9 protein-coding genes are annotated in these 12978 nt (G+C 41.2%); 1 reads left to right on the plus strand and 8 read right to left on the minus strand.

Annotated elements, in window-relative coordinates:
- From G610_RS0113935 to G610_RS0113965, 7 genes are all read right to left on the minus strand, one after another.
- Nucleotides 1-230: transposase (locus G610_RS0113935; protein ID WP_026525287.1), on the minus strand; the 230-nt coding region annotated here is incomplete at its 3' end.
- Between the two features lie 385 nt (nucleotides 231-615).
- On the minus strand, nucleotides 616-1083 hold the full coding sequence (locus G610_RS22350; protein ID WP_051198021.1) for a helix-turn-helix transcriptional regulator: 468 nt from the start codon (nucleotides 1081-1083) through the stop codon (nucleotides 616-618).
- A gap of 318 nt (nucleotides 1084-1401) precedes the next feature.
- The gene (locus tag G610_RS0113945; protein WP_026525288.1) at nucleotides 1402-2580 is read right to left on the minus strand and encodes a hypothetical protein; all 1179 of its coding nucleotides are present in this window, start codon (nucleotides 2578-2580) and stop codon (nucleotides 1402-1404) included.
- Nucleotides 2581-2621: 41 nt separating this feature from the next.
- Nucleotides 2622-3791: a hypothetical protein gene (locus G610_RS0113950; protein WP_026525289.1), complete on the minus strand. Its 1170-nt coding sequence runs from the start codon at nucleotides 3789-3791 to the stop codon at nucleotides 2622-2624.
- A gap of 289 nt (nucleotides 3792-4080) precedes the next feature.
- The gene (locus G610_RS21020) at nucleotides 4081-6858 is read right to left on the minus strand and encodes an alpha-L-rhamnosidase (protein ID WP_051198022.1); all 2778 of its coding nucleotides are present in this window, start codon (nucleotides 6856-6858) and stop codon (nucleotides 4081-4083) included.
- A gap of 25 nt (nucleotides 6859-6883) precedes the next feature.
- Nucleotides 6884-9313, minus strand: a complete 2430-nt coding sequence (locus G610_RS0113960; RefSeq protein ID WP_026525290.1) for a glycoside hydrolase family 3 protein — start codon at nucleotides 9311-9313, stop codon at nucleotides 6884-6886.
- 60 nt (nucleotides 9314-9373) lie between these two features.
- Nucleotides 9374-10780, minus strand: coding sequence for an MFS transporter (locus G610_RS0113965; RefSeq protein ID WP_026525291.1), 1407 nt, complete (start codon nucleotides 10778-10780; stop codon nucleotides 9374-9376).
- Between the two features lie 121 nt (nucleotides 10781-10901).
- Here G610_RS0113965 and G610_RS22355 point away from each other — a divergent pair, with 121 nt between their 5' ends.
- Complete coding sequence (locus G610_RS22355) at nucleotides 10902-12095, plus strand: helix-turn-helix domain-containing protein (RefSeq protein ID WP_051198023.1); 1194 nt, start codon at nucleotides 10902-10904, stop codon at nucleotides 12093-12095.
- Between the two features lie 38 nt (nucleotides 12096-12133).
- Here G610_RS22355 and G610_RS0113975 read toward each other — a convergent pair whose 3' ends face one another.
- Entirely contained in the window at nucleotides 12134-12907 is a 774-nt protein-coding gene (locus tag G610_RS0113975) for an ElyC/SanA/YdcF family protein (RefSeq protein ID WP_035797624.1), read from the minus strand.
- Nucleotides 12908-12978 lie beyond the last annotated feature (71 nt).

Consider the following 12978-nt stretch of genomic DNA (forward strand, 5'->3'; position numbering starts at 1 on the left):
AGGGTGATTGTACCTATACGCGTATTGAGTTTGCGTTCGCGGGAACCATTCCGGCTATCCATGCGTTCATCGCTGCGCTCGTAACGTTCAGCACCAAGCTGCTCAGTTGATTCAGCAACCAGGACAGCATTAAGGCTGTCAGTTAAAAGCTTACGAAATGCCTCATCATGGTCTGATGACAATAATTGTAGAATTTCATCCTGATTTAAAGTAATATTGAGTTGAGCCATTGTGTTCTACCTCCGGTATTATTTAGGGTTGTGGTGATTCTATTATACCTAAAGGTAAGAGCCTGTGGCTTTTATAATACAATATTCAATTTACACCATTATAAGGACGTTACTGCGACTGAGTAGGGCCGGTATATAAGATAGAAATATAATGTCCATTTATATACTTTTTTCTGTGCTTTATAAGTACATGGGGGTGAGTACTACAGGAAATGCATATAAAAAAGTATATAAGTCTAATTATTATTTTCAATTTATATACTTGGCGGAGAAGTTACGGGAGAAATAGGTATATAAATTTGGCTTAAGAGCCTTTCTTATATTTGTTGTGTAATAAGGAACGGTAAACATATTTTAGGAACACTTTTGTAAAAAGAAAGAAAAATTAAAAAGAAAACATTTCCATGTAATAATCATAAGCCTTGTCACATTCATCAAATGATAATCCTGTCTCGTTCACTAAATAGGATACAGCCTCTTCCTTATCATCGAATCTTTTCAGCAGCGTGGTAGCCTCAGATATTCTTCTTAATGCATTCTGAAAATCATCAAAATTTATATCTGTAGGAGACATTTCGTACAGTCTATGTTCTAATAAACACAGCAGGTTGTCATCAGCTGCTTTCTTATAGTTTTCTTCGCAAAGGTATTCACCGGTGAACAATTCGTTGATTGAAATCTTTAGTATATCACATAACTGCCTATACAAACTAGCATCGGGTAAGCATATTCCATTTTCCCAATTTGAAACTGAACGATCTGTTACACCAAGTTCTTCTGCTAGTTCAAGTTGTGTTAGTTTATGTCGCTTTCTACATGCTGCTATAAAAGCACCAATTTTCTTTAAATCCATTTTTCAAACTCCTTTATAGCAACATTATAAGCAATATTCATTAATAAAAACATGAAACAAAACTTGAATTTATCAATTAATCCATTCTATTATTTCCTTCTCCAACTTTTCAAAATATCATGATACGCATCATGATAGGCTACAGTATACAGAACTGTATAGTCTAAAAAAGGATGTAGCGTATCTAGCTACACCCTCACAAATCTAAATTATCATAGAAGTTCCATATTTACAGAGAAAATTTCAAAGTCTCCCCTGTATTTGAGATAGCGCTCTGATCCCCTTACTTTTCTTTCTCATGTCCTCTCCCTCTAATCATTATTTGATTTTCTTTAATATGCTTTTTGACCAGGTGTAATATATACCTGTTTCTTTTTCCTGATAAATAACTATTATTTCAGTCTTAGATGTTCTAGGAGCATAATACAATTCTGTAGTTTCACCATTTGTTTTGTTTACAGAATTTTCATTTTCATAATTGGTTGGAACTTTATTTAAAGTGATTTGCTTTCCATTATTTACTTTTTCATAATGATAGCTACTTTCTAAACTTTCCTTAATTCCATCAATTACGTCGTTACAATCACCATCCCCATTTAAATCAAGAGATGTTTTCTTTCTTTTGGCATAAGTTCCTGCATACTGTGATGTATTACTATATGAAACATCTTCAAACTCATTGCTCTTCTTAAGATATATTCCTTTTAGCCTATAATTTTTATTAAGCTTTATTTTTAATTTTCCTTTTGCCTTTGTAGTACACATAGCACCATCAGTTGTGCCATTATAGTAAATGTACTTCTTATTATCAGCATTTTTAGAATAGTCGTAGATGAGTGATTTTCCTGCAAATGTAGCCGAAACTACCGCATTTCCATTGTCGGATACTTTTATTTTTATATTTTTTTTGGCTACTACATTGCCATTTATGTCATTTATATTGAACTGAAGCTTTGCATTACCCTTCTTTTTACCATATATCCTTATAGTGTAATCTGCATAATCTAATAATGGTGCCTCACCGGTTATGTATATTCTTTCACCGGTTATTCTGTCTCTGTAGTATTTTTTTCCGCCTGCCTCAGTATATGTTTTAGGTGGTACTCCTCTTACTATCTTTTTCCCACTTATCTTTGTTGAAATGACACCCTTTCCTTTTTTTACTTTGAGCTTACTTATAGATGTCTGCCCATAGGGAAGTGATATTTGTATTTCCTTATATCTTCCTTCCTCTACAGTTACATTTTTTTGTATATCCTGATTTATTATCTCAAAATCTTCGTCTCCGGCTTTACTACCATCTGAATATTTAGTATATGTTTTACCGTTTGCTTTATTAGTGTATGTTACATTCCCGTTATTATCCTTATCTATTGTAATATTGACATTTTCTTTGTCAGCATTAGCTCTATAGAAGGCATTAGTATCAATATTTGATGTGATCAGCATAGTTGCAAAAAGCACCATGCTTATATTTATGTTAATGAACTTTTTCATAGCTACCTCCGGTTTTATTCATATAATTTACTGATTTTCTTTTACTTCGAGATTCTTCTTTTTATTGAAACAGTCTGTGATAAATATTCTCCTGTTCGCTTATCCTGCATAATAATAATGAATTGTGTTGTAGATATATTAGATGAATTCTGCTCTAAATAGCTATAATCCTTCAACCCTTCCTCGCGATCCAAAGTTATTGAGGTATTTGTTACAGAATCAGGTACATTACTTAATTTTACTTTTGATCCATTTTTAATTTTTTTATAGACCTTATCACTGCTTGCACTTTCCTTGATTCCATCTATTTCATCATTGAAATCTCCATCCCCATTAATATCTACAGCATTCGTTCCATTCTGAGCATAATATCCGGTTGTATATCCATAGCTTTTATCATATTCCTTATTAATATAGGGAGTATTAGTAACCATATAGATACTCTTAAGTCTTGCATACTTATTCATTTTTACTTTTAATTTGCCGCTTTTCTTTGTTGTGTAGCCTGTGCCATTTTTGGAATTGCCGGCATATATATATTTGCTATTGTCCGTCATATCGACCAATACATTCTTACCGCCAAATGTAACCTGTTTAACCGGTTTTGCATTATCAACTACCGATACTTTAAGAGTTCTTGTTTGGACCTTATTTCCATTTATGTCATTAAACTGAAAGCTTATCTTGGCCTTACCTTTCTTTTTACCGGTAATTCTTATACTATATGATGCTTTAGTTACAACGACCTGCTTACTGTCTGTATATATCTTTTCATCTGTTCTCTGATCCTTGTAGTAATATCTGCCATCACTTTCCTGACTACAATTTATGATCATATTTCTAGTTATATTTTTACTTGAGATTTTAGCTGTCAGATTCTTCTTTCCGCTTATAACTTTTACATTACTGATAGTTTGATTATATGAAGGGTAAATACTAACTTCGTTAATATCCCCCACTCTGATCATTTGTTTATCAGATTCTATTCTCGATAAGTTAACGAAATCTGTATCTCCTGCTGAGGTTCCATCTGCATATTTCACATAGCTTTTACCATTTGCACGATTTGTATATGTGGTAGTTCCATCATTGCTTACATCTTTATTAACTGATACGCTTGATAAATTAGCAGAAACTGTCATTGGCATGCTAAGTGTAAATACCAATGTTGCGCAAGCAACTGTCTTTAGTAATTTTTTCATTTTTCCCATTCTTCATTCCTCCCTTTTCCAGCTTGATTATCATACTGTAAAATTATAATTCCCGGTGATTTTTGCGACGAAATGCATAGATTTGAGGACGAAATGCACACAAAAAGGGAGGAAATGCCATTATGGCATTCCATCCCTTAGAATTTATATGATTTTTCCCCTTCAGACCCCAAACTATACTCTTTAAACACTTTTACATACTTCCCTTGAAGATTCGTTCCCCCTCAAATCTTCAAACAAAACATTTAGACTATATCATAAATTGCAGATTTTTTAAAGTTTCCCTCCTTTAGTATTTTCTTATATCTCCATCAAAAGCCGCGCCCTGGTTATTTGCTTTTTCCTGCACATTAAGAGCTGCTATTACAGCTTCATACATAGGCTTTGCTTCAGGAGCCTGAACCAGCATCTCCGTAAGAGTCATGCCCATGGCATATCCGATCATGGGATTATCCAGCATTCCCGGAGCAAACTGTTCAAACATGTCCTTTGCAAGCTGATTCTGCAATATCTCGCCAAGAGTGCTCTCCATGCTGTATCTCTCCACAGTCAGATCCGTATCAGTAGCATAGTCGAACTCATAGGTTCCGGAACCAAGCACCTTAGTCTCAGTCTGCTCAGGAAGGGTCAACTCAGCCGTAGTATTAACCGGAACAACAACCTTAACCTTTATCCTTCTATCTTTGCAGCTCACATGACTCTCTATGGTTCCGTACATGGTTTCAAAAGACCTGTCGAAAGAATAAATGCCCTTCACCAGCATCGGCTTTACCCTGAATCTCTTGTATCCGGGCTCAAGCTGCTCGATTCCACTTATCTTCCTGAACATCCAGTCTGCGATCGAACCATAGGCATAGTGATTAAGAGAGTTCATTCCGGACACATCAAAGTCACCCTCCGGTGTGATGGAATTCCATCTCTCCCAAATCGTTGTTGCCCCCTTATTTACGGCATAGAGCCATGAAGGATAGTCCTCACGCATAAAAAGAACTGTTGCCAGATCATGAGCGCCGTTCTCGGAAAGCACATGGCAAAGGTATGGAGTTCCTACAAAACCTGTCACCAGGTGATTCTTGTGTGCAGCTATATTTTCAACCAAAGCATCAAGGATTCGCTTTCTGTCCTTTTCTCTTGCCAGGCCGAAGAAAAGAGATATCACTGCCCCGGTCTGTGTCTCACTTACGATACGTCCTGTCGAGGTATAATACTCACTCCTGAAGGCTTCAAGGGTCTTTTCATAAAGCTTAGAGTAGCTCTTTTCGGCATCGGAATGTCCGAGAGCTTTGGCTGTCTTTCTCACAATATCGGTCACATACAGATAGTAAGCATTTGCTATAAGATACTTGTCTGTCGCACCGGTCCTGTCAGCCATCTCCTCCTTATCCAGCGCAAGCCAGTCACCGTACTGAAAGCCGGTCTGCCAAAGGCCGTTATCGCCGCAGTGATTCCTTATATGATCAACCCATTCATGCATGCACTGCCAGGAATCTGAAAGAATCCTTGTATCGCCATAGGTCTGATAAACAGCCCATGGAATGATAACAGCTGCATCCGACCAGGCTGACGAACTGTAGGAGCCCAGTATATCCGGAACCACATGAGGCACACCCTTTTCAAGAGATGACTCGGCACCAATATCCTTCATCCATTTGCTGTAGAACCTGGCTGTGTTTCTGATCTCTGAAGCAGTCCAGCAAAAAACCTGGGCATCTCCCATCCAGCCGAGCCTTTCGTCCCTCTGAGGGCAATCTGTCGGAACATCAAGGAAGTTATCCCTAAAGCTCCAGGTCACATTGCTATAGAGCTGATTGACCTTCTTATTTGAGCACTCAAAATCTCCGATCTCTTCCATATCAGAGTGGATCACCAGAGCTGTGAACATGTCCTCTGTGAGATCCTCAATGCCTTCGATCTTCGCATACCTGAAGCCATGGAAAGTGAATTTAGGTGAAAGAACCTGCCTCTCTCCATTAAGCACAAACGCATCTATGGACACGGCTTTTCGCAAAGTTTCAGGATAAAAGACTCCGTTCTTATCCAGAGTCTCAGCATGCTTAACTGTTACCTTCTGCCCTTTTTTGCCCTTTATATTAAGCTCAACAACACCTGTAAGGTTTTGCCCGAAATCCACAAGCTTATTGCCTTCGGGATCTGTAAATATCTTTACGGGTTTAAGCCTCTTTGTTACCCTGACAGGCTCATTTTCCTGGGCAACAAGGGTCTTTGGATCGAACTCCGTTACTGATACCTTACCCTCTGCAAAATCAGCTTTTGTGGTATCTACCGACTCTCCCATATAGATCTCACTTGATAGAATCTGCCCTTCTCTTACGCCCCAGTTCTCATCAGTAAAGATCTTGTCGCAGCTTCCATCCTCATAGAAAACGTGAATCTCAGCAAAAGCAGCAACCCTGTCACCATAATTATTGGGCTTTAGAGTGAATCCAAGGATGCCCTTATACCATCCGTTTCCAACTGTGATCTCAACGAAGTTTCTTTTATCAATAAGCTCAGTAATATCATAGATCTGATACTGAAGCCTGTTTTTGTAGCTGGTCCACCCGGGAGCCATTCTCAGGTCTCCTGCAGTCTTTCCGTTTACGCTCATCTCATAAACGCCGTAGCTTGTGACGTAGGCAACAGCTCTTTTAACCTTTTTCCTGGTAGCAAAAGAACTGTAGAACACAGGACAGCTCTTGTTATCCTCTGACAAGTCGTGGGTGATCATGCGCGCCTGAAAGCTTGCAGGGTCAAATATACCGGTAACGAAACCGCCTTCAATCTCGCTTTTTTCATCATGATTGTCGCAGGCTTCCACGTGAACACTGTATGCCGTCTCATCTAAAAGCGCATCTCCCGCATACTCCACATGTATTGACGCATCTGACTCTATCACCTTGCTGTCCCAGACAGTGTTTCCGCTATCAGATTCAGTGACAACAATGCGATAGTTCTTCTGCATGGTATCGGTCCTGCCGGACTTAAGTTTCCAGGAAAACCTTGGATTTTTTACTGAAAGTCCGAAAGGAGCTTTGTCATATTCTATTCTAAGGTCATATAAATTCATTTTATTATTCCTCTCACTTGGGAAGTCAGGCCAGTTTCGCAACCATCTTTATAACTCTGGAGGCGTTTATCTCAAGCTGCTTTCTGTCAAGAGTTCCGGCTTTAAGCGCATTTAAAACATTCTCATAGTCCTTCTTGCCACCGGGCATAAACAGGTCACCACCGGCCTTTGCCACTTCATTTGACAATGAGTTTCTGTAGATGGAGTTCTTGCTGTCCATCATGCTCATCACCCAGTCGGTCATAACTATTCCATCAAAGCCGAACTCACAGCGAAGAATATCTTCTATAAGCCCTCTGTGCTCGGCTGTATGTGTGCCATTTAAGAGGTTATAGCTGGTCATCAAAGCGTGAGGCTGTGAAAGCCTTACACAGATTCCAAAACCGCGAAGATATATCTCTCGCATAGCTCTCTCACTCACATGGGAGTTGTTGCAGTAACGGTTAGTCTCAGCATTGTTGGCAGCGTAATGCTTGATAGTTGTGCCACAGCCCTTGTGCCTTTGAACTCCTCTGGTGATGGCCGCCGCCATAAGTCCCGATACAAGCGGATCCTCTGAATAGTACTCAAAGTTCCTTCCGCAAAGGATGCTCCTGTGGATGTTGAGTGCTGGAGCAAGCCACAGATTGATTCCCATACGCTCCATCTCATCTCCGACAATATCGCCCAGGCTCTCAGCAAACTCCACATTGAAGCTCTGTGCGATGGCTGTGCCGATGGGTATCCTGGTTGCAGCGTGTTCCTTTATAGTTACTCCCTTTGGGGTTTTGTTTCCGCCGGTTAAAAGATTTGCTATGAATCTGACCACCGGGCCCATGGCTTCCTGCATGCTCTCGGGGATCATCCCTGCTCCGCCTACACCGTGAGCGCCTTTTTCATCCTCGTAGTACTCAAGGGAAAGTCTGAGTCCCGCGGGTCCGTCAGCCATGATAAGCGGCTTAATGCCCTTGTTTTCAAGCAAAGATGTAGTCTCACCTGCTGCTCCTGCCACATGAGTTGCAGCATTCCCGATTATTGAAAGGCCCTTGGCATTTGGGTCAAATCCACCGATTTCCAAAAAACACAGTTCCTCATCCGAGAGTTCTTTTACCTTGTCATCAATCTCATATTCCCTGTCAAAAGAAACTTCGACGCAAGAGAAGTCTTTTACATCAATAAGGATTCTCTTGGCCTTAGCAGGAACTTCCCCCTTGTCAAAGGAAGGCGCTGTAATATCTTTAAATTCAGGATCGCCAAGGCAATTCTTTGTCTTAAGAACAGTAACTTTCTCATCAAGGCCGGCCACACATATGACCTCCGTATTTGCGCTGCTGTTTCCGACTCTTACGATATATTCACCCTTTTCAAGAATGTATGAGGCGCTCTTCTCGTCATAAGAAGAAAGGTCTTTAAGGTCAAAAGAAATCACAATCTCTTCCTCTTTACCCGGTGCAAGAAGACCTGTTTTTGCAAAGCCTGCCAGTTCCTGATATGCCTTGGGAAGTTCCCCTTCTGGGAGTGTCACATAGGCCTGAACAACCTCTTTTCCTGCGGCAGATCCTGTATTCTTTACAACAGCTTTGAGGGTGACTACGCTGCCTTTCGCCTCTGCGTCCTTACAGCTGATTTCAAAGTCTGTATAGGAAAGTCCAAAGCCAAACGGAAAAAGAGCCTTATGCCCAAAGGTATCAAAATACCTGTATCCCACGTAAATGCCTTCTTTGTATTCATTGTCATTGAAATCGCCAAATGTGCCCTCAGCTGAGTATTCCTCAAAAGCTGCCCAGGTTGTGGTCAGCTTCCCTGAAGGATTCTGTTTGCCTGTAAGAATGTCGGAGAGCACTTTTCCCATGTCAGAGCAAAGCTGTGACAAAATGAGAATGTTTCCGACTTCCATAACCGGTGTAAGATCCACCGGCCCGCCAACATTAAGAACCAGCATGAATCTGTCATATATCTTATTTAAAGCAATGATGTCCCTCACTTCTGATCTTGTGAGTTTTACATCGCCTTCTACAACCTTCCTGTCGCTCCCCTCTCCGGAGTTTCTTGAAAGAACATAGATGCACACATCACCGCCTTCAGCATCAAGAGCCAGTCCGTGGTATGGCTCCAAAAGCTCTTTGCCCATAAGATACATGATGGGGTTTTCATGCTTATCTTTGGCTTCCTTCTTAAGAGCCTTATAGTACTCTTTCTTGGCGGTTTTCCTCACCTCGTCATACTCATCAAGCCACTTCTTTGTGGTGATCTCAAAGCCCTCTTTTTCCAAACCTTTTTCAATCGTATATGAAAATCTGGTGTTGACTTCTCCTGACCCGGTTCCACCCATGATCGTATAGCGCATACCCGAGCCGTAGGCTGCTATTTTGCAAGGCTTCTCTAAGGGAAATTTCCCGTTCTTTTTAAGAAGCACAGTGCACTCGGCTGCGTTATCCAGTACCAGATTTAAATGATCAGTTTCATACTGCTGCATATTTACACCTCTTCCATAAATGGTTTTTGAGGCGGAATTTCACCGCCTCAAATTTCCGTATCACTTATTAGCTTTTCTTTTCGCGATCTCTTCTCTCATTGAAGGAAGCTTAGCCTCAAGGTCAAAGTAAAGAGTAAGAATGAACATTACCACAAACAGTAAAAGTGGAATGTAGATACCAAAGGTAAATACTGCCTGTCTTACTGCAGGTGTAGCAACCTCTGCAAGGCCGTCGTAGCTTGCAACTGCCAGGCACCAGCCTACAAGTGACGCCCCGAGACCGGAACCGACTTTTCCGCCAAATCCACTTGCTGCATTACTTGTACCAACCATCTTCTTACCGAATTTATACTCATTGTAATCGATTGTCATGGCAGTCATAACACCCATAAGGCACATCATAGGGATGTTAGCAAATGTTGCAAAGCATCCAAGGATTGTGTTGTACCAGAAGGCTGATGGATTTATGATACGAAGTGCTGTAGTAACCATGCCGATAAAGAATGAAACCTTAAGCGTTCTGGTTACGCCAAGCTTCTTGATCATAGGACCAACAGCAATAAATCCGATCAGTGTAGGCAAAAGACCAACTGCACCGAGAATACCGGTCAGGTTGTCGTCGCCGTAGATAAGCTTGCAATAATAAGCTCCTGAAGATCCGCTTATACCATAAGAGATATTTGACATAACACCCATGATAAGGATCATTACCCAGTACTTATTGCGGAAAAGGTTTCCTAAAGCTTCCTTAAACGGAACCGGCTCTTCATCATCCTGCTGATCTGCAGGAAGTGCTTCTTTTCCGGTCTCAACAGCGCACTCTCTTGCCTTCTTGTAACAGATAAGAAGTGCAAGAACTACCATCAGTCCAAAGCCAACCCCAAACTTGATCCAGGCTGCCTGATCACCGCCAAGCATGTTAGTGATAGGAATGATTCCGATAGCAATTACCATTCCTGAAACATAGCCGGCTGCTGCACGCCAGATTCCCATGTTGCCTCGCTCTTCCTGGCTGTTTGTCCTCACAACCAGAAGCGAACCGTATGGAATAGCGATTACTGTATAGATAACTGCAGTTAAAAGGATGTTCGTAACGAACATATAAGCTATCTTAACATAATCCGAAACACCCTGTGGCACCGTAAAGAGCATGATTAGTATTACCAGAGCCGGAATAGCCATCTTTAAAAGCCATGGTCTGTATTTCTCTTTTCCGGGCTTAGTATGGTCAACGATGTTTCCCATGATCACATCTGTGAACGCGTCAATGATCTTACAGATAAAGAATACTGTTGCAACAGCTCCCGCAGCCATCGCAGCCTTATCTGTGTAGAAGTATGTCAGCTGTCCGACAAGACCTGACATTGAATTAAGGGCGAACTGTCCCAAAGAGTCCGCAAAATAATCTCCCTTTCTCATTACTTTTTGGACACCGGATTTATCGAGTCCAAGTGGTTTCTTTGCCATTTCTTTGTATCCTCCTCTAAATATCACACACAGTGCATCTCTTTCTTTATTGACATTGTAGTGTATCTGTAGATAATATTATTGCAAGCACGTGAATTTATTTGTAATTAGGTGAATCATAATGGCTGGGAAAAGAAAAATCGAAGACTTCCTAAATCTTCTATACAACGCGGCATATATTCCTGTCCACTACTTCAGGAAAGACGAGCTTATTATGGCATTCCCTGCAAATGAGCTGCCGGTGGACTTTATCTCTGCATATAAGGGGCTTCTTACAGAAAATAACGAGAATGTCAGTTTCAGATCCACAGAAGACTTTCTCTTTTTAGGAATAATACAGAACTTTAACACCGGTGAAACCATAATCGTAGGACCTGTAAGCAATGTCACAATAACCTCTGACATCATCGATCACATGATAAAAGAGTACTCTCTGCCTGTGGAATACAAGCTGGGAATAGAGGAGTTCTATCGCAAGACTCCTCTGTTTTCAAATTCTCAGTTTTTCAATATCCTTGCCCTGATCAACAGGGAACTGAATGGCGAGACCATAGACATTATCTCCAAGTTCAACGTATTTGATCAGGGAAAAGAGAAAGCTATCGGGCAAAAGCATACAAGAGAACTTGTGGATATCAAGGAAAATGAGCGTTTCCACAATACGTATCTCTTTGAGAAGGAATACTACGGATACATTCAGCGAGGTGACGTGGAAGGCCTCAAAGCATTCTTCAAAAATGCGCCAAGGATAACTGAAGGAAAAGTGGCAGGTGACTCACTGCGCCAGGCCAAGAACATCTTTATCAGCTCCATCGCCATCATCACCAGAAAAGCTGTTGAAGGCGGACTGGATGTGGAAACAGCGTATCTTCTCTCCGACTCCTATATCCAGGAGGCGGAAAAGATGACGGACTCTGCGGCCATCACATTCCTTAATGCCACGGCAGCTATGGACTTTACCAAGAGAGTTTCGGAAGCAAAGATTCCTTCCGGAATGCCCATTGATATCTACAGGGCCATCGAATATATCTCCAATCACGTCAATCAGGACATCTCCGTAGAAGAGATTGCTGATCACCTTGGCATGGAGCGAAGCACCCTCTCCAAGAAATTCAAGAGAGAACTGGGCTTTAACATCAGCTCTTTTATCATGAGAAAAAAACTGGAGGAAGCCAGAAGCCTCCTCCACTACTCTGATCGCTCCATAAGTGAGATCAGTGAATATCTGTGTTTTTCTTCCCAGAGTTATTTCCAGAATGTTTTTAAAAAGAAATATGGGATGACACCCAAGGAGTATAGAAAGAGCATATCCTAAGCAGTCACCTTACTGGAAGGACGCATAAAGCATACTATCTACGATGAAAATTCCGGATTTGCTTTACGTACCTCGTATTGCTCAAGAAGCTCGTCAAAGGCCTTTCGTACATCGGGCGGGATGTCCTCATGTGCAATATATCCCTTTCCTCTGGGGCCATAACCTTTTTCATCATCCATAAGCCTCGGAATCTCTCCCATGATAAGGCTGATATACCGATCCATATTCCACATGCCTTCTATGTCCGATGAAAAAGAAATATCTCCATTTTTCCGGACCACCTCCGCCCGGTAGGTTGCGTAATTGATGATCTGAAGCTCCGGTCTGTACTTTCTCATCACGGCAGACATCCTCCGCTGCATGGTCGCATCCTGCGAAAGGATAATGCTCTTGCATGGTATATTGTTTTTTTCGAGAAGCTCCAGCAGATTAGTGATATTATTACCACAGTTGGTTGACGCAGTTTCAAGATAATCTGCGCTAAGTCCGAATTTTCTATTCAGATAGATATTGAATAATTCCGCTTCCTGCATATTGTATGCATCAACATCCGGAAAAAGAGCCTTCATTGTTTCCTGCAGGGTAGAAGTGGTATGTCCAAAGCCTCCGACGATTATATATGTCTTAGCGACATTCTCCCTCATCGCCTCAGCCATTACATCACCACCGCACAGGATGGTACCTCCAAACAGCGCCATCACATCAGCCTGATGGATATTGTATTTTCTGTAAAGTGCCTCCTCTGTAAGTTCCTCGACATCGCGCACCCCACAGAAGGCGCCTATTATATTTATGTTCTCAGCTGTATTCATCAGTTCTCCTTTTTTGTTGAGCAGAAACGGTTCGTAGATAAATATTATAACAGAGCCTTATCCGTCAGACA

This window comes from Butyrivibrio sp. MB2005, from assembly GCF_000424285.1.
GTDB lineage: Bacteria > Bacillota > Clostridia > Lachnospirales > Lachnospiraceae > Butyrivibrio.